Origin of the sequence: Fontimonas sp. SYSU GA230001 (assembly GCF_040066175.1) — a bacterium.
In the GTDB taxonomy this organism is placed as follows: Bacteria; Pseudomonadota; Gammaproteobacteria; order Nevskiales; family Nevskiaceae; genus Solimonas.
In genome coordinates this window covers 40510-59404 of record NZ_JBEAAM010000025.1, presented here as the reverse complement: position 1 = coordinate 59404, position 18895 = coordinate 40510, and the positions used below count along the sequence as shown (strand labels likewise).

The window sequence follows — 18895 nt, the reverse complement described above, 5'->3', positions numbered from 1 at the left end:
CGCGTAACCTCAACCGCTCGAACCGCCGGATGCGGACCCGCATGTCCGGTGGTGTGGGAGGGGAACGCTGAGGGTATCCTCGGCGTCCCCTATCCCGATCAGCGATCCAGCTCAGAAGCGCTGGGTGAAGCGTGCGTATGGCATGCGGCCGACCGGGTTGTACAGCGTCTGGTCGTAGTACGGGCTGGTCAGGTTGAAGTTGGTCGAGACCCCTTCGTCAAACAGGTCGCGGATGCCCAGCGCCAGCGATCCGTTCCAGGGCGTCTCCCACAGCAGCTGCACGTCATGGACCGTGTTGGCCTTGACGGTGCCGGAGCGGCGCAGGTCGAGCGGGTTCGGATCGCCCGGGTCGGTGGCGGCCGCCGTGGACGGGATGTACGTGGTCGTCCAGGTCGTCGTGAACGGGCCGACGTTCCACGGCAGCGACAGCGTCGCGCGGTAGTCCGGCGTGCCGGGATCGCCGACGATGTCGCGCGCCGGCAGCACGCCATCGTCGATCGTGTAGCCGAGCACGTAGCCGAGCTGCAGCGACGGGCGGATCTGGCCCCAGTCGCCGAAGCCGAAGTTCGTGTGCAGCGCGAAGTCGAGGCCGTCGGTGGTGATCTCGGCGATGTTGTCGGTCGTGGTGCCGACTTCGGCGATCGAGCCCGAGCTGCGGCGCGTGATGTAGGTGCCCTCGGGCAGTGGGGTGCCCAGCAGCTCGCGGAAGATCAGGCTCTGCACCGAGTAGGTGGTCAGCGAGTCGTTGATCGTGATGTTGTAGTAATCGAGCGTGAAATCGACCCACTCGGCCGGCTGCATCGCGATGCCGAAGCCGAACTGCGTCGATTTCTCGGGCTTCAGGTCCGGGTTGGCGCGGATGAAGGTGTCGTACTGGCGCTCGGCGCACTGCGCGTCCGGCACGCCGGCCTGGCGGCAGGTGACGAGGTCGCGCGCGCTCTCCGCGCTGAACGCGTCCTTGGCGTTGAGCTCGCTGAGCAGCGGCGCGCGGAAGCCCTTGCCGGCCGAGGCACGGACGGTGAGGTTGTCCAGCGCCTGCCAGCGCGCGGAGATCTTCGGACTGAATGCGCCGCCGGCCGAGTCGGAGTAATGGTCGTAACGGGCGGCGACGTCGGCCTCGACCGTGGGCAGCACCGGCACGACGACTTCACCGAACACGGCGTAGGCGCTGCGCTGGCCGCCGGAAGAATTGCCGGACGAGCCGCCCACCGTCCCGGCCTCGGACTGGCTGTCGTAGTTGTCGAAGAAGCGTTCCTTGCGGTACTCCGCGCCCCAGGCGCTGTCGAGCGTGCCGTGCGCCATCTGGTAGAGCGGGATACGCACGGTGGAGAACACCTCGCGGTACTCGGTCAGGCCGTCGCGGGTCGTCGTGACGACCATCGAGTCGAGCGTCGATTGGTCGCCCGGATTCGACAGGTCGAACGGGTTGTAGCTCCCATCGGCGGCGGCCGAGCGCGCCACGGAACGCAGCAGGTAGCCACTGCCCAGTTCGGTGAACGTGAAGCGGCTCAGGCGTGCGCCGCCCTCGATGTCCCAGTCGCCGAAGTTGTACTTGAGCACCGGCAGGATGCTCATCACGCCGGAGCGGTTGTTGTTGTCGCGCGTGCCCAGCGGCAGGAAGCGGTGCAGGACGTAGACGTCTTCACCATACGGATTGGTCGTCGCCGTGCCCGGCACGAACAGCAGGTCGGGCGCCGGTGCGAAGCGGCCGAAGCTCTCGGACTGCGCGTAGCTGGCGGTGATCTCGAAGTTCAGATCGACGCTGATGTCGTAACCGTACTTGACGAACACGGACGACGTCTTGAGCTGCGTGGTGTCGGCAGCGTACTGCGTGAAGTCGAAGCCGCAGCCCGGCGAGCCCTCGTTGTCGGTCAGCGCGTTGATGTCGTCGCGCAGGCGGTAGAAGCCCAGGTTCTCGACGCAGCCGGCGGCCGGCGCCTCGAAGGTCTGCGTGAAATCGCTGTTGAAGACGGTGTTGCCGTAGAGGCTGATGCCGGTCGTCCCGGACAGGTCGTAGCTGCCGTCGGCGTTGCGCACGCCCGGGCTGCCGCGCGAGTAGCTGCGATCGCGCAGGAAGATCGGATCGGTGCTGGTGTACGAGGCGCCGAACAGCATGCGGCTGTCACCGCTGGAAACACCGGCGACGATGGAGGCGTTCTCCTCGTCGGCGCCCGCTGCGTCGGGCAGACCGATGCCGACCGAGATCTCTACGCCCGAATAGTCCTTGCGCAGGATGACGTTGATGACGCCGCCGATCGCGTCGGAGCCGTAAACGGCCGAGGCACCGTCCGACAGCACCTCGATGCGTTCCACCGCGGCGAGCGGAATGGTGTTGAGGTCCACGCCATTGCCCTGCAGCGACGGCGAGGTGGCGACGCGCCGTCCGTCCACCAGGACCAGCGTGCGGTTCGAGCCCAGGCCGCGCAGCGAAGCGACGGTCTGGCCCTGGCCGCTGCTGCCCGAGATCGAGGTGTAGGAGCCGAAGCTGTTGAAGGTCGAGGCGCGCAGCGCGTCGGCGACCGAGATCTTGCCGGTGGCGGCGATGTCGTCGCGGCTGATGACCGTGACCGGCAGCGCGCCTTCCATCGCCACGCGGCTCAGGCGCGAGCCGGTCACCTCGATCGCGTCGAGCTGGGCGGTGTCGGCCTTGTCCTTGCCCTCGTTCTTGGCCGGCTTGCGCAGCGGATCGACCGGCACCGTCTCGGTGGTCGCCGGCTCGGCGAACAGGCCGTCGAGGACCTCCTGGTCGGTCCGTGCCGGGGTGCCGTCCGGGTTGATGGGAACCGGCTGGGCGTGGGCCTGGAATCCGGTGCCGGCCGTCAAGGCGATGGCGAGAGCCGTGAGGCGTAAGCCGCCCACGGGCAGATGCTGCCGATCGAATAGCATTGCGAATGTCCCCTGAAGTGTCTGGTGCGCCCGACGGCGCGGTCGGCCTGCCGCACAAGCACCCCAACCCAGTGCGCAGGCGGGCGGCATGGTAGCCGCAGTGCGTGTCCGCCGACAGGGGGAAATCCTCATCCATCCGGCGCATGCCCGCCTCGCGGGCAGCAAAAAAGCGGGCCGGAGCCCGCTCGTTTGCCATCCTGATGGAGACGCGACCGCCAGCGGCCGCGACCTTCAACGCAAGAGCCGTTACAGTGCGGCGATGCGTGCCGCGAGGCGCGATTTGTGGCGCGCGGCCTTGTTCTTGTGGATCAGGCCCTTGGTCGCGTAGCGGTCGATGACCGGCACCATTTCCTGGTAGGCGGCGACGGCGGCAGTCTTGTCCTTGGCGTCGAGCGCCTTGACGACCTTCTTGATCGTGGTGCGGACCATGGAACGCTGAGCCACGTTGCGGGCGCGGCGCTTTTCGGCTTGACGGGCGCGCTTCTTCGCGCTGGCGATGTTGGCCAAGGTGCAACTCCTGCTGCCGGCGTGACCGCCGGGTGAATTCATAAAAAGGGCGCGGAGTATGGGCAGCGACCTCCGGTTTGTCAATCGCGGCCGGCCGCGAAGCGGCTGATATCGCATGTCTTTTGGCGCGTCCTCCGGTCCGTCGTGCGCGCCGGCGTCGGCGCGCCCGAGCGCCGACCTTCCTTGTAAACTCCGCGCCCTATGTCCGCATCCCTGCTGAAATCGTCGGGCGTCGTCGGCTCGATGACGCTGCTGTCGCGCGTGCTCGGTTTCGTGCGTGACGTGCTGTTCGCGAGCGCCTTCGGCGCCGGCGCGGCGATGGATGCCTTCCTGATTGCGCTCAAGATCCCGAACTTTGGTCGGCGCATGTTCGCCGAAGGCGCCTTTTCGCAGGCCTTCGTGCCAGTGTTCACGGAGACCAAGACCACCGGCACACATGAGCAGGCGCGCGACCTGGCCGCCGTCGTGATGGGTACGCTGGCCGGCGTGCTCGCGATGATCACGCTCGTGGGCTGTCTGGCCGCGCCGCTGCTGATCTGGGTGTTCGCGCCGGGCTTCGGTGCTGATCCGGCCAAGCACGCGCTCGGCGCCGAGCTGTTGCGCTGGACCTTTCCGTATCTGATGTTCATCTCGCTGACCGCGCTCGTCTCCGGCGTGCTCAACAGCTACGGCCGCTTCGCGGTGCCGGCGTTCACGCCGGTGATCCTCAACCTGTGCCTGATCGCCTCCGCGTTCATCGACGCCGGCTCGGTGCACGTGCTGGCCTACGCGGTGTTCGTCGCCGGCATCCTGCAGTTCGCCTTCCAGCTGCCGTCCCTGCGCGGCCTGGGCCTGCTGCCGCGGCCGCGCTGGGCCTGGGGCGATGCCCGCGTGCGGCGCATCATCGGCCTGATGATCCCGGTGCTGATCGGTTCCTCGGTGGCCCAGGTCAGCCTGCTGCTGGATTCGGCGCTGGCCAGTTTCCTCGGCGACGGCGCGGTCAGCTGGCTCTACTACGCGGACCGGCTGATGGAGTTCCCGCTGGGCATCTTCAGCATCGCCGTGGGCACGGTGATCCTGCCGGCGCTGTCCGTACACCACGCGACGCGCTCGGTCGATGACTTCTCGCACACCCTCGACTGGGGCCTGCGCACGATCCTGGTCATCGGCGTGCCGGCGGCGCTCGGGCTGGTGCTGTTCAGCGGGCCGCTGGTGACGACGCTGTTCGGCTACGGCGCCTTCGATGCCCGCGACGTGCGCATGACGACCTACGCACTGTGGGCCTACGGCGCCGGCTTCATGGGATTTTCGCTGGTCAAGGTGCTGGTGCCGGGTTTCTATGCGCGCCAGGAAACGCGCGTGCCGGTGCGCTACGGCATCATCGCGCTGTGCTGCGGCATGGCGATCAGCCTGAGCGTGTTCGGTGCGGCACGCCTGTTCGAGCTGCCGGCGGCGCATGCCGGCCTGGCCGCGGCGACTTCGGCTTCGGCGTGGATCAATGCGCTGCTCCTGCTGCGCCGCCTGCGCCGCGACGGCGCCTACCGCCCCGCGCCGGGCTGGGCCGGTTTTGCGCTGCGGCTGGGTTTCGCCAACCTGCTGATGTCCGCACTGCTGCTCGGATTCGGCGGCACGCTCGAGACCTGGCTGGCGCTGTCGGCGCACGAGCGCGGCTTGCGCGCGACCCTCGTCGTCGGCGCGGCAGCGCTGTTGTACTTCGGCTGCCTGTGGATCGCCGGTCTGCGGCCCGCGCATTTCCGCCGCATAAGATAGGCGTCATGGAACTGGTCCGCGGCCTGCACAACCTGAAGCCCGATGCCGGCGGCTGCGCGCTGACCATCGGCAACTTCGATGGCGTGCACCTGGGCCATCAGCGCTTGATCCAGCGCACGGTCGAGCATGCGCGGCGGCTCGGTGTGCCCGCGACCATTCTCAGCTTCGAGCCGACGCCACGCGAGTTTTTTGCCCGCGATCGGGCCCCCGGCCGCATCGGCACGCTGCGCGGCAAGTTGCTCGATCTGGAGCAACTGGGCGTCGATCGGCTGATCGTGCAGCGGTTCGACCGCGCGTTCGCGGCGATCGAGGCGCCGGTGTTCATCCGCGAGCTGCTGGTGCAGCGTCTGGGGGTGCGTGCGCTGGTGATCGGCGACGACTTCCGTTTCGGCGCGCGCCGATCGGGTGACGCCGAGTTGCTGCGCCGCGAAGGTCTCGCACACGGATTCACCGTCGATGCGGTCCACAGCGTCGTCAGCGCGGGTATGCGCTGCAGCTCGACCGCAGTGCGCGAGGCTCTGGCCAGGCCGGATCTCGAACGCGCTGCCGAGCTGCTCGGGCGTCCGTACCGGCTGGTCGGACGCGTGCGCGGCGGCCTGCGCCTGGGCCGCGCGCTGGGCATGCCGACCGCCAATGTCGGCCTGGTGCGTCCGCCGGCGCTGCGTCTGGGCGTGTACGCGGTCGAGCTGCAGCGTGTCGCGCAGCCAGAGGCGCCGCCGCTGCGCGGTGTCGCCAACCTGGGCGTGCGGCCGACGCTGGGCCTGCGTCGCTGCCTGCTGGAAACCCACGTGATCGGCGACTGCCCGGACCTGTACGGCGAAACCGTGTCGGTGGTGTTCCGCCGTTACCTGCGCCCGGAGCTGCGCTTCGAATCGCTGGCCGCGCTCGCCGCGCAGATGCAGCGCGACAAGGCCGAAGCGGTGGCCTTTTTCGGCGGTCAAACCGCATAATCCGCGGGTTTTTTGCGCCCCGTCGGGCGCGGATCGCCGTCCGGCGGTCCCGTGACCTGTCTCCGCACACCCGTGACCGACTACAAAGCCACCATCAATCTGCCGCAGACCGAGTTCCCGATGCAGGCCAATCTGGCCAAGCGGGAGCCGGAGATGCTCGCGCGCTGGCACCGCGAGGACGTCTATGCCGCGGTGCAGGCGGCGAGTGCCGACCGTGAAGCCTTCTGGTTCGTCGATGGTCCGCCGTATGCCAACGGCGATATTCACATCGGGCATGCGGTCAACAAGGTGCTGAAGGACATCGTCGTCAAGGCCGCGCGCCTCGACGGCCGCCGCGCGCGTTTCATCCCGGGCTGGGACTGCCACGGCCTGCCGATCGAACTGCAGGTCGAGAAGAAGTTCGGCAAGGTCGGCGAGAAGCTCGATGCGAAGACGTTCCGGGCGAAGTGCCGCGAGTATGCGCAGGAGCAGATCGCGCGCCAGCGCGAGGACTTCCAGCGCCTGGGCGTGCTCGCCGAGTGGGACAACCCTTATCTGACGATGCAGCCGGCCTTCGAGGCCGAGCAGTTGCGCGCGCTGGCGCGGATCGTCGACAACGGCCACGTCGTGCGCGGTTTCAAGCCGGTGCACTGGTGCCTGGACTGCGGCTCGTCGCTGGCCGAGGCCGAGGTCGAATACCAGGACAAGCAGTCGCAGTCAATCTACGTCAAGTTCGCGGCGACGGATATCGTCGAACTGGCGCAGCGCTTCGGCCTGCGCGATGCCGAGCAGACCGCGTTCGTGATCTGGACGACGACGCCATGGACGCTGCCGGCCAATCAGGCGATCGCGGCCGGTCCGGACATCGACTACGTGCTGGCCGCGTTCCCCAATGCAGGCCGCATCGTCGTCGCGGCGCAGCTGCTCGACGGCCTTGCGGCATTGCTGAAGGAGGCGCCGAAGGTGCTCGGGACGATTCCCGGTGCGAAGCTGGAGGGATTGAAGGCGCAGCACCCGTTCGCGGGCCGCGAAGTGCCGCTGATTCTCGGCAGCCACGTCACGCTCGACGCCGGTACCGGCCTGGTGCACACCGCACCGGCGCACGGCCAGGAGGACTACGCAGTCGGCCAGCAGTACGGCCTGCCGGTGGACAATCCGGTGGCGAGCACCGGTGTGTTCTTCGACGGCACGCCGGTCGTCGAAGGCCATCACGTGCGCAAGGCCGATGCGCTGATCATCGACGCGCTGATCGCGCGTGGCGCGCTGCTGCAGCACGGGCAGATCACGCACAGCTATCCGCACTGCTGGCGGCACAAGACGCCGCTGATCTTCCGCGCGACGCCGCAGTGGTTCGTGTCGATGGACAAGAACGGCCTGCGCCAGCAGGCGCTCGAGGCGATCGCGCAGACCCAGTGGATTCCGGACTGGGGCGAGAACCGCATCCGCGAGATGGTCGCCGGCCGTCCCGACTGGTGCATCTCGCGGCAGCGCCACTGGGGCGTGCCGCTGGCGCTGTTCGTCGATCGGCAGACCCAGGAAATGCACCCGCAGACCGCCGCGCTGCTGCGCAAGATTGCGGACCGGGTCGAGGCGGAAGGGCTGGAAGCCTGGTTCGGCTCGAAGCCCGAGGACTGGGGCGTCGATGGCCAGCATTACGAGAAGTGCACCGACACGCTGGACGTGTGGTTCGACTCCGGTGTCGTGCACCAGTGTTCGTTCAAGTCGGCGGCGCCGGAGGCGCTGAAGGACGGCTTTGCCCCGCAGGCCGATATCTATCTGGAGGGCTCGGACCAACATCGCGGCTGGTTCCAGTCGTCGCTGCTGACCAGCGTGGCCATGTACGGCCGGGCACCGTACAAGGCGGTGCTGACGCACGGTTTCACCGTGGACGAGCAGGGCCGCAAGATGTCGAAGTCGCTCGGCAACGTCGTCGCGCCGCAGCAGGTGCTCAAGACGCTGGGCGCGGACGTGCTGCGCCTGTGGGTCGCGGCCAGTGACTATTCGGGCGAGATCGCGATCTCCGACAAGCTGCTGGCGCGCATGGCCGATGCCTACCGGCGCATCCGCAACACCGCGCGCTTCCTGCTCGGCAACCTCGACGGCTTCGACCCGCTGCGCGATCGCGTCGGCCCCGAGCAACTGGTCGCGGTCGATGCCTGGGCGATCGCGCAGGCCGCGAAGCTGCAGGACGAGCTGCGCGAGGCCTATGCACGGCGCGAGTTCCACGTCGTCTATCACAAATTGCACAACTACTGCGTGGTCGATCTGGGCGGGCGCTATCTGGACTTGATCAAGGACCGTCTGTACACGATGCCGCGCGCCTCGCTCGGGCGCCGTTCGGCGCAGACCGCGCTGTATCACCTCGCCGAGGGTCTGGTGCGCTGGATCGCGCCGGTCCTGTCGTACACCGCCGACGAGATCTGGCGCATGCTGCCGGGCGAGCGCAGCGAGTCCGTGTTCTCGCAGCGCTGGCATGCGTTCCCGGCGGTCGTTGCCGACGCCCTGGACTGGACGCGGCTGTGCGCGGTGCGCGAAACGGTCAAGAAAGTGCTGGAGGATCTGCGCGTCGCCGGGCAGATCGGCTCCGGCCTCAATGCCGAAGTGAGCCTCTACGCCGACGGCGATGTGGCGGCGGTTTTTCGCAAGGTCGGCGACGAGCTGCGCTTCTGGTTCATCACTTCCGCAGCCGAAGTGCTCGCCGCAGATCGCCGGCCGGCCGATGCCGTCGCGGCGGAGCTGCCGGGCGGCGAGACGGTCTGGGTCGCGGCGCGGCCGCTCGCGCACGCCAGGTGCGAGCGCTGCTGGCATCAGCGCGCGGACGTCGGCAGCCACGCCGCACACCCGACGCTGTGCGGGCGTTGCGTGGACAACGTTGCCGGTGACGGCGAGATCCGGCGCTATCTCTGATGCCTAGGTCGCTGTCGCTCGCGTTCGCCGCCGGGGTGTTCGGCGCGCTGATCAACAGCCTCGCGGTCTGGGCTGCGGGGCGCTACGGGTTGACCGCGGCGCTGGGGGTGGGTATCGCACCGGCGCTGATCCCGGCGTGGCTGTACCCGCGTCTGGTCTGGGGCGGACTGTGGGGATTGCAGTTGCTGCTGCCGCTGCGCGGGCCTGCGGTCATGCTGGGCATCGTGCTGAGCGTCGCGCCCACCTTGTTCCAGCTGCTGTGGATGTTTCCGTTCCACTCCGGGTACGGCTGGCTGGGCCTGGAACTCGGGCTGCTGACACCGGTCCTGGTCTGGATGTTCAATCTGGTCTGGGCCTGGAGCACGCTGGCCTGGCTGCACCTGACGGGGCGGTGATGTCCTTTCACTACAAGAACGTCTATCTGCTGTGGCTCTCGGTGCTCGTGATCCTCGTCGATCAGATCACCAAGCAGCTGGTCGTGCGTCACCTCGACTGGTTCGACGTGATCCCGGTGATCCCGAACCTGAACCTGGTGCACATGAAGAACACCGGCGCGGCATTCTCGATGCTGTCGGAGGCGCCTCCGGCGTTCTTCGTGCTGCTCGGCACGTCGGTGAGCATCGGCATCCTCTGGTGGCTGCGACGCAATCCGCAGGGTCAGACGCTGGTCGCCGCGGCGCTGACGCTGATCATGGGTGGCGCGCTGGGCAACGTGATCGACCGCGTCGCGCGCGGCCACGTCGTCGATTTCATCGATTTCTACGTCGGCAACTGGCACTTCGCCGCGTTCAACGTCGCCGACATGGCCATCTCGCTGGGCACCGGCCTGCTGCTGCTGGACATGATCCTCGACTGGCGGCGCATGCGAGGCGCTGCGGCGAACCTGGGCGGCAAGCGCTGATGGACATCCTGCTCGCCAATCCGCGTGGCTTCTGCGCCGGCGTCGATCGCGCGATCGAGATCGTCGAGCGCGCGCTCGAAGCACTCGGCGCGCCGATCTACGTGCGCCACGAGGTGGTGCACAACCGCTTCGTCGTCGATCGGCTGCGTGCGCAGGGCGCGGTGTTCGTCGAGGAAGTGGACGAGATTCCGGACGGCGCCACCTGCATCTTTTCCGCGCACGGTGTGTCGCAGGCGGTGCGCGAAAAGGCGGCTGCCCGCGGCCTGACGGTGTTCGACGCGACCTGTCCGCTGGTGACCAAGGTGCACATCGAGGTGCAGCGCTATTCACGGGAGGGGCGGGAAGTCGTGCTGATCGGGCATCAGGGGCATCCCGAAGTCGAGGGAACCATGGGTCAGTTCGACGGGCGCCACGGCGGGCGGATCTTCCTGGTCGAGACCCCCGAGGATGTCGAGCGCCTGCCGATCCGCGATCCGGCGCGCATGGCCTATGTCACGCAGACCACGCTGTCGATGGACGACACCGCGCGCGTGATCGACGCGCTGCGCGCGCGTTTTCCGCAGATCCACGGACCGCGCAAGGACGACATCTGCTACGCCACGCAGAACCGGCAGGACGCGGTGAAGGATCTCGCGGGCCGCTGCGACGTCGTGCTCGTCGTCGGTTCGCGCAACAGTTCCAATTCCAACCGTCTGCGCGAGCTCGCCGAGCAGCGCGGTGTCGCCGCTCACCTGATCGACGGTGCCGGCGACATCTGCGCCGAGTGGGTGCAGGGCGCCCACCGTGTCGGCGTGACCGCCGGCGCTTCCGCGCCCGAAGTGCTGGTCCACGACGTCGTCGAGCGTCTGCGGCAATTGGGGGGCAGGCTCGCAACCGAGCTGCCGGGTCGCCCGGAGAACATCGTGTTCTCGCTGCCGCCGGCGCTGCGGCGGGCGATGCACCAGGCGCGCCACCCTGGCCGATCGGCTGATCCCGGAGCGACGGAAACCTAGCCATCCGGCCAAGTTACACGGCGCCGGTCGCTCGCTACCGTGTTCTCGCCGCGCTGCGCGGACTAAGGGAACGGGGAGGGGGCGATGGTTGCGACGAAGGGTTTCACGTTGATCGAGCTGCTGATCGTGCTGGCCATCGGCGCCGTGCTGACGGGGGTCGCGGTGCCGTCGGTGACCGGCATGCTGCGCCAGCACCGGCTGACGGCGGCGCACAACGAACTGCTGACCTCGCTGTACCTGCTGCGCAGCGAGGCCGCCAAGCGCAACCGCATCGTCAAGATGTGCCGGATCTCGAATCCGCGGGCGCCGCAGTGCGACACGTCTGCCGGCCGTGGCTGGGACGCTGGTTGGGCGATCTGGGTGGACACCGACAACGACAACCGGATCGGCGCCGGTGAAACCCTGGTCAGCGTCCATCCAGCGTTCGGCCATGGCCTGCGCCTGACCGGCAATGGCTCGCTGGTGAACCGCATCGCCTATCTGCCGACCGGCGCGCCCTCGGGCTTCAACAACGGCACCTTCACCGTCTGCACACGGGGCCGGGCGGACAAGCGCCAGATCGTCCTGTCGAGTGCCGGGCGCATCCGCACGCAGCGCGCCAGCGGCGTCTGCCCGTAACCGCCACAAAGTCCCTATCCCGGTCGCGCTGCTGACACACATTCGGGTGCGCAAACAATGAAGTAGATGTGATAGCCTCGAAACGCCGTCAACATCGTCGCAGCGATTCGGGGGAATCACATGGATGTGGGGCTGTCGCCGTTGCGTGAGGAGGCCGGGCCGTCGGTCCGGACCACGGAGCCGCTCGTCGGTTTGCGGCGGTTTCCGACGCCGCCGCTCGCCCAACCTTCGGCCATGGAGCGCGCGAAGGGATTCACGCTGATCGAGTTGATGATCGTGGTGGCGGTGATCGGCATCCTCGCGGCGATCGCGCTGCCGTCGTACCAGTACGCCGTCCGCAAGGGCAACCGCGGTGACGCACAGGCGTTCATGCTCGACATCGCCCAGCGCGAGCAGCAGATCTACACCGACGCCCGCGCCTACCGGGCGGTGACCGGTAACGGCGATTTCGGCACGATCAACATGACGGTGCCGCAGCGCCTGTCCACCTATTACGACTTCACGGTCGCGGTCGCCGGGCCGCCGCCCGCGTTCACGATCACCGCGACGCCCAAGGGCCGGCAGGTGCCGGACGGCAGCCTGACGATGGACAGCGCCGGCAACAAGACGCCCGCGGACAAGTGGTGAGGAGGCCGGACGTGCAACGACGTCTGTCCGCGTTGCGCCGGCGAGTTTGCGGGTTCACGCTGATCGAGCTGCTGGTCGTCATCGCCGTCGTCGCGGTGTTGACGGTGATCGCCGTGCCGTCGTTTACGCAGATGATCGCCGCCAACCGTGTCCGCGGTTCGGCCCAGGATCTCTATTCGGCGCTGTTGAAAGCCCGCGCCGAGGCGCTCAAGCGCAACACGACGATCACGCTGCGCCGGGTCGGCACCTGGTCCGCCGGCTGGGAGATCGTGGACGAGGCGCCGGATCCCGATCTCGTCCTCGAGCGCGGCGGCCCGGCGCGGCGGGTGACGCTCACTGAAGCCAATGGCCTGAACAGCGTCCAGTACCTGAGCTCGGGCCGGGCAACGGCCGCGCTGGACATGCGCATCGAGGACGCCGGCGGCAAGACCGCGGATCGCTGCGTGCGCATCGACCTGTCCGGCATGCCCAAGGCGGGCGAGTGCTGAGCGCGGAGAGCCTGGATATGAGATGCCGACGTTTCGCGCGCTGTCGCGGCTTTTCGATGCTGGAAGTGCTGATCACCCTGGTGATCCTGTCGTTCGGCCTGCTCGGCCTGATCAACCTGCAGATCAAGCTGCAGCTCAACGAGGTGGAGTCCTACCAGCGCGGCCAGGCGCTGGTGCTGCTCGAAGACATGGCGAGCCGGATGCGGGTCCACTCGCTGCGCTGTCAGGGCGCCGACTGCACGGTCGAGGTCAACCGGCTGGCCCTCTACGGCACCGGCTCCGCTTACCTCGGCGTCGGCAGCACCGTGAATTGCGGCGGCATCGACGACGCGCAGGTCTCCGGCGACTGCAGCAGCTGGGATGCCCTGCTCAAGGGTGCGGCGATCCAGCAGTCCGGCACCGGCCTGGGTGCGATGACCGGCGCACGCGGCTGCATCGAGCAGCTCGCGCCCGGCAATCCGGCCAACGGTTCCTGCGAGCCGGCGCTGTACCGGGTGTCGCTGGCCTGGCAGGGCCTGCAGGAAAGTGCGGTGCCGGAACTGAGCTGCGGCGAGGGCCTGTACGGCGCCAAGGAGGGCTATCGCCGCGTCATCTCCACGCTGGTCCAGATCGGGACACCCGCATGCCTGCCGCCGTCGTGACCCCGCTGCTGCGCCTGAACCGCCACCGCTCGACCGGCCTGACGCTGATCGAGCTGATGATCGCGATCACCGTCGCGCTGGTGCTGCTCGCCGCGCTGGCGGCGATGTATGGGTCGAGCATCAAGGCGCGCAACCAGATCGAGCGCATCAACCGCCAGACCGAGAACGGCCGTTACGCGATCCAGCTACTGCGCGACGATATCCAGCTCGCCGGCTTCTTCGGCGAGTACAACATGCGCGACCGCAGCCCCGGCGTGCCGGCGGCGCTGCCGGATGTCTGCGTGACGCACCTGACCACGACCCTGCCCGCCGACAACGTGGCGACGGCCGACCTCAACGGCGACACGGCGATCAACGGCCTCGACTACCTGACCGCGGTGATGGCGCTGCAGGTGCAGGGCTTCGACGACGTCGATCCGTCCAGCCTGCCGGTCTGCCTGAGCGGCGCCGACGTGCGCGCGGGCACCGACATCATCGTCGTGCGGCGCGTGCTGACCTGCCGCGCCGGCATCGATCCCAACTGCGGCTTCACGGCGAACGCGCCGTATCTGCAGGCCTCGCAGTGCAACGACCAGATCAACCAGATGGTCGCCGCCGGCCAGATGCCGATGCGGCTGCGCGCCAACGCCAATACCACGGCGTTCAACCTGATGGACATCAACTGCGTGTCCGGCACGGTCACACCGATCCGTCGCTACGTGACGCACATCTATTTCGTCGCCAACAACAACCTCGCCAACGATGGCGTCCCGACCCTCAAGCGGCGCGAACTGACCAGCACCGGTTTCACGACCACCGCGCTGGTCGAAGGCATCGAGGACCTGCAGTTCGAATACGGCATCGACAACACCGGCACCGGCGGCAATCCGGACGGCACGCCGGACGTCTATCTCGACGACCCGGCCGACGACACCGTGTCGCCGAGCGTGCAGGCCGCCTGGGCCAATGTGACGGCCGTGCGCACGCACCTGCTGTCGCGCAGCACCGAGGAGCGCAGGGACTACGTGGACGCCAACAGCTACACGCTCGGCACCAAGACCATCGCCGCGCCGGGGGACCACCACACGCGCCAGGTCTTCCAGACGGTCGTGCAACTGCACAACATCACGGGGCGACGCCAGTGAAACAGTCCGCAAACCTAACCTCGTCGGCCCGCGAGCGCGGCATGTCGCTGGTGGTCGCGCTGATCATGCTGCTGATGATGACGGTGACGGCGCTCATGCTGTTCCGCATGAGCAACACCGGCACGCAGATCGTCGGCAACATGCAGTTCCGCAACGAGGCGCTGGCCAGCGCCGACGCCGCGATCCAGGAAGTGCTGAGCACGACGCGCATGTTCGAGACGCCCAACCTGCTGTTCCTGCAGGACTGTGGCGGCAGCTTCAACCGGCGCTGCTTCGACCTCAACGGCGATCAGCAGGACGACGTCCAGGTGGACGTCGCACCGCCGAGCTGCGTGCAGGTCGATATCATCCCCAATGCCAGCCTCAACCTGTCGCGTCCGAACGAGGCCGACTGCGCGGTCGGCGTGGCCCAGACCTTCGGCATGGAAGGGGCCGTTGCCGGCAATTCCCTGTGCGCGAACACGCTCTGGGAGGTCCGCGCCACCGCCAGCGACGCGGGTGCGTCGCAGGCGACCGGTGCGCGGATGACGGTGGTGCAGGGCGTTGGTGTGCAGGTCAAGACCGGAGTCGCGGTGGCGTTCTGCGCCGGAACGTCGGCGCCGTAGTGCGGAGCACGAGCCAGGAGCAGTCATCATGTCCAGCAACAAGACCCGTTTCGTCACGTTTGCCCTGAGCTGCGTGCTCGCGCTGGCCACCTTCAACGCGGTCAGCGAGGACATCGACATCTTCTCGGTCGATGAGGACAACACCGTCGACAATCCCAATGTCCTGATCATTCTCGACAACAGCGCCAACTGGTCCCGGCAGGCGCAGCAATGGCCCGGCGGCCTGACCCAGGGTCAGTCCGAGGTGCGTGCGATCAAGAACGTGATCAACCAGCTGCCCGACGGCAAGGTCAACGTCGGCCTGATGATGTACTCAACCGGCGGCGCTTCCGCCGACCGCGACGGCGGTTACGTGCGCTTCCACATCCGCACGATGAATGGCACCAACAAGGCGACCCTGGCCAGTCACCTCGACACGATCTTCAACAACATCAACAGTACCGACGAGAAGCGCGATTCAAGCAATCCGTTTGGTGATCTATTCTGGGACGCCTACAACTACCTGTCCGGCGGCTTCCAGTCGCACAACGGCGCTGGCACGCCGGCGTCGCGCGCCGACAGCGCCGCCTACAGCACCCAGTACAGCCGCTTCCGATCGCCGCTGACCGCGCTCGACGGCTGCCGGCGCACCATCATCATCTTCATCGGCAACAACCGCCAGAACGGGCCATACGGCGACAGCGCGGCCAACGTCAGCGCACTGTCCACGGCCGGCGGCAACACCGCGCAGATCCCCTGGCCGAACTACACGGTGCAGTCCACGCCAGCGACGGATGATCTCGGCTACAGCACGGCCTGCTACAACTCCGTGGCCGCGTGCAGCAGCGCGGAGGACACCGCGGCCTGTCGCGACAAGGGCTATACCAGCTGCTCGTGCAGTTCCACCAGCCCGATCAGCTGCGGCGGCGAGGCGACCAGCAAGTTCACCGTATTCGGGGTCAACACCACCGAAACCGTCACCACGGTGTCGAACACCAGTTCCAGTGAGACTGTCAGCCTGGGCCCGGTCCAGTCGTGCAAGAACGCCCAGCAGGCCGGCAACCTGCCGGCGGTGAGCTGCCCGGCGAGCAGCAGCAGCGTCACGCAGAGCGGCTCGACGCGCACGACGACGACGACCAGCTACTCGAACTGCGGCTACGTCAACATCGGCTCCAGCGGTTGCCAGGGTGGCAAGTCCAACTACGAGCCGCGTGGCACCAAGACCACGCAGACCCTGGTCGAGAACGTGACGACGACGACGACGCGCACCAATCTGGGCGAGACCGGTGCCTGTTACACCAGCGCCTCGACCTGCTCCACCGCCGGTTTCAACTGCGCGGCCTACAACGGCGGCTGCGTCTGCGACGTACCCACCAACACCAGTGGCTGCTCGGCCGCCAGCACCGGCAACAAGTACAAGGTGCAGGGCAATTACACGCAGACCGTGGCCACTGCGGTGCCGGGCAGCAGCCGCACGCCGCCGACGCAGGCCGGCAAGAACTTCATGATGGACGAGTGGGCGAAGTTCCTGCGTCAGGTCGGCGTGCCGCTGCCGGGCACGAACCCGGTGGTGCGCGCGCAGGTGACGACCTACACCATCGACGTGTTCAACGCCCAGCAGGACGCGGACTCGTCGTCTCTGCTGTTCACGGCCGCCCAGCCCAACGTCGGTGGCGGACGCTACTACCAGGCCAAGAACGAGAACCAGATCCAGACGGCCCTGGGCGAGATCTTCGCCGAGGTGCAGGCGGTGAACACGGCCTTCGCGTCGGCGAGCCTGCCGGTGAGCGCGACCAATCGCGCGCAGAACGAGAATCAGGTGTTCATCGGCCTGTTCCGTCCGGACCGGGTGAAGAAGCCGCGCTGGTTCGGAAATCTCAAGCGCTTCCAGATCGTCGCCAGCGGCAACGAGCTGCTGCTCGGCGACAAGGACGGCCGGCCGGCGATCAACAACCTGACCGGCTTCCTGTCCGACTGCTCGGCCAGCTACTGGACCACCGATTCCGGCAATTACTGGCTGACGGTCGGCACCGACGACCCCCCCGCCGTCGGCCTGTGCACGACCAGCGGCACCAGCGCCCACTCCGACCTGCCGGACGGGCCCTTCGTCGAGAAGGGCGCGGTCGCCGAAGTGCTGCGGCGCGGCAACAACCGGACGCCGGCCAGCGACGGCAGCGGCAATTTCCTGCTCAACCGCAGCGTCAAGACGCGCACGAGTTCCGCCGGGTCCGCGCTGGTGGCCTTCAACAGCACCAACGCCGCGTCGGTGGACAGCATCACGCTCGACTACACGCTCGGCAAGGACGTCGGCGACGACGACGGCGACGGCAATCTCACCGAGCCGCGTTCGACCATCCACGGCGACGTGGTCCACTCGCGGCCGCTGCCGGTGAACTACGGCGGCAGCACCGGCGTCGTCGTCTATTACGGCGCCAACGACGGCGCGCTGCGTGCGGTCAAGGCCGAGACCGGCGAGGAACTGTGGTCCTTCATCGCCCCCGAGCATTTCGGCAAGCTCGCGCGCCTGAAGGACAACACGCCGCTGATCAAGTACCCCGGCGACACCGGCGGTGCGCGCAAGGAGTATTTCTTCGACGGCTCCTTCGGCCTGCTGCAGAAGCTCGACAACTCGGCCGTGTGGATCTTCCCCAGCATGCGCCGCGGCGGCCGCAAGGTGTACGCGCTGGACGTGACCAATCCCGCCAGCCCGATCTACAAGTGGAGCAAGGGTTGCCCGAATCTCGACAACGACACCGGCTGCGACACCGGCAGCGGCGGCGATTTCAGCGGCATCGGCCAGACCTGGTCGCAGCCGGCGCCGGCCTTCGTCGCCAACTACGACAGGGACGGTGACCCCGGCACCGACAACGCCGGCCAGTCGCCGCTGGTGGTCTTCGGCGGCGGCTACGACGGCTGCGAGGATCTCGATCAGGCCAATCTCGCCACCGCCTGCACCGCGGCCAAGGGCCGGCGGGTCTATGTCGTCGATGCCGACGACGGCAAGTTGATCCAGAGCTTCACCACCGAGCGCAGCGTCGCCGCCGACATCGCTCTCGTGGATATCAACTTCGACAGCAAGGTCGATTACGGCTATGCCGTCGATACCGGCGGCGCGGTCTATCGCATCGACTTCACGCTGTTGCCGTGGTCGATGACCAAGGTCGCCTCGACGACCGGCGACGGCCGCAAGTTCCTGTTCGCGCCGGCGCTGCTGCAGACGCGCACCGAGGATGGCGAGCCGGTGATTTACGTCGCCGTGGGCAGCGGCGACCGCGAGCACCCGCTGCGCAGCGACTACCCCTACGCCGATCCGATCGTCAACCGCTTCTACGTGTTCAAGGACTATCCGGCGCAGAGCCTGTCGCTGCTGGACCTCGACGGCAACGATATGCTGGACAAGAGCACGCCCGACGGCGCGGACCAGTGCGACAGCACCAAGGTCCTGCCGGACACCGACAAGCGCGGCTGGTACATCGACCTGGTGGACTACGGCCGCGGCGAGCAGACCGTGACCTCGGCGGCCATCGCCGGCGGCCAGGTGTTCTTCAGCACCAACCGCGCCGAGCCGCCCAACGAGGAAGTCGCCGCCTGCACCAGCTCGCTCGGCGAAGCGCGCGGCTATGTGCTCGACATCGTCTCGGGCCTGGGCCGGCTCGGTCCGCAAGGGGCCTGCGGCGAACGCTCGTCGGCCTTCGCCGGCGGCGGCCTGCCGCCCAGCCCGGTGATCGCGACGGTGCCGGTGGAGGGCCATGGCGTGCAGACCGTCTGCATCGGCTGCGGCGGCCGCGATTCGCCGCTGGACACCGGCGAAATCAAGACCAACATCCCGTCGATCCGCCGGCCGATCTACTGGTACACCAGCGGCGACACGGAGTGATCCGTCGTCGAGCCCCACGTCAACGAATAAACCCGCATCACTGCGGGTTTATTCGTACGGGCCTG

General features: G+C 67.8%; 15 protein-coding genes. 13 read left to right on the top strand and 2 right to left on the bottom strand.

The window, feature by feature from the left end; genetic code table 11:
• Window positions 1-111: 111 nt before the first annotated feature.
• Together AAG565_RS12990 and rpsT are read right to left on the bottom strand one after the other, a co-directional pair.
• Window positions 112-2859, bottom strand: a complete 2748-nt coding sequence (locus AAG565_RS12990; RefSeq protein WP_348820037.1) for a TonB-dependent receptor — start codon at window positions 2857-2859, stop codon at window positions 112-114.
• Between the two features lie 273 nt (window positions 2860-3132).
• Window positions 3133-3393, bottom strand: a complete 261-nt coding sequence (gene rpsT, locus AAG565_RS12985; protein WP_348820036.1) for a 30S ribosomal protein S20 — start codon at window positions 3391-3393, stop codon at window positions 3133-3135.
• A gap of 201 nt (window positions 3394-3594) precedes the next feature.
• Between rpsT and murJ the strand changes: the two genes are divergently transcribed.
• The 13 genes from murJ to AAG565_RS12920 all read left to right on the top strand — a co-directional run bounded on the left by murJ (window position 3595) and on the right by AAG565_RS12920 (window position 18830).
• A complete protein-coding gene (murJ, locus tag AAG565_RS12980) occupies window positions 3595-5142 on the top strand; it encodes a murein biosynthesis integral membrane protein MurJ (protein WP_348820035.1) in 1548 nt (515 codons plus the stop codon).
• A gap of 5 nt (window positions 5143-5147) precedes the next feature.
• Window positions 5148-6092, top strand: coding sequence for a bifunctional riboflavin kinase/FAD synthetase (gene ribF, locus AAG565_RS12975; protein WP_348820034.1), 945 nt, complete (start codon window positions 5148-5150; stop codon window positions 6090-6092).
• Between the two features lie 72 nt (window positions 6093-6164).
• Window positions 6165-8978, top strand: a complete 2814-nt coding sequence (gene ileS, locus AAG565_RS12970) for an isoleucine--tRNA ligase (protein WP_348820033.1) — start codon at window positions 6165-6167, stop codon at window positions 8976-8978.
• Window positions 8978-9373 carry a hypothetical protein gene (locus AAG565_RS12965; protein WP_348820032.1) on the top strand — a complete coding sequence of 132 codons (396 nt, stop codon included), beginning with the start codon at window positions 8978-8980 and terminating at the stop codon, window positions 9371-9373. The genes ileS and AAG565_RS12965 overlap by 1 nt, the downstream gene beginning before the upstream one ends.
• Window positions 9373-9879: a signal peptidase II gene (gene lspA, locus AAG565_RS12960; RefSeq protein ID WP_348820031.1), complete on the top strand. Its 507-nt coding sequence runs from the start codon at window positions 9373-9375 to the stop codon at window positions 9877-9879. The genes AAG565_RS12965 and lspA overlap by 1 nt, the downstream gene beginning before the upstream one ends.
• Window positions 9879-10871, top strand: a complete 993-nt coding sequence (ispH, locus tag AAG565_RS12955; protein ID WP_348820030.1) for a 4-hydroxy-3-methylbut-2-enyl diphosphate reductase — start codon at window positions 9879-9881, stop codon at window positions 10869-10871. Before lspA ends, ispH begins: the two co-directional genes overlap by 1 nt.
• Before the next feature lie 84 nt (window positions 10872-10955).
• Window positions 10956-11489: a GspH/FimT family pseudopilin gene (locus tag AAG565_RS12950; RefSeq protein WP_348820029.1), complete on the top strand. Its 534-nt coding sequence runs from the start codon at window positions 10956-10958 to the stop codon at window positions 11487-11489.
• A gap of 234 nt (window positions 11490-11723) precedes the next feature.
• Window positions 11724-12116 (top strand): type IV pilin protein, encoded by a 393-nt coding sequence (locus AAG565_RS12945; protein WP_348820028.1) that lies wholly within the window; start codon window positions 11724-11726, stop codon window positions 12114-12116.
• 11 nt (window positions 12117-12127) lie between these two features.
• On the top strand, window positions 12128-12604 hold the full coding sequence (locus AAG565_RS12940) for a GspH/FimT family protein (RefSeq protein ID WP_348820027.1): 477 nt from the start codon (window positions 12128-12130) through the stop codon (window positions 12602-12604).
• Window positions 12605-12621: 17 nt separating this feature from the next.
• On the top strand, window positions 12622-13245 hold the full coding sequence (locus AAG565_RS12935) for a prepilin-type N-terminal cleavage/methylation domain-containing protein (RefSeq protein ID WP_348820026.1): 624 nt from the start codon (window positions 12622-12624) through the stop codon (window positions 13243-13245).
• The gene (locus tag AAG565_RS12930) at window positions 13227-14369 is read left to right on the top strand and encodes a PilW family protein (RefSeq protein WP_348820025.1); all 1143 of its coding nucleotides are present in this window, start codon (window positions 13227-13229) and stop codon (window positions 14367-14369) included. The genes AAG565_RS12935 and AAG565_RS12930 overlap by 19 nt, the downstream gene beginning before the upstream one ends.
• Window positions 14366-14974 (top strand): hypothetical protein, encoded by a 609-nt coding sequence (locus tag AAG565_RS12925; protein WP_348820024.1) that lies wholly within the window; start codon window positions 14366-14368, stop codon window positions 14972-14974. Before AAG565_RS12930 ends, AAG565_RS12925 begins: the two co-directional genes overlap by 4 nt.
• A gap of 28 nt (window positions 14975-15002) precedes the next feature.
• Window positions 15003-18830, top strand: coding sequence for a PilC/PilY family type IV pilus protein (locus tag AAG565_RS12920; RefSeq protein ID WP_348820023.1), 3828 nt, complete (start codon window positions 15003-15005; stop codon window positions 18828-18830).
• The last annotated feature ends 65 nt before the right edge of the window (window positions 18831-18895 follow it).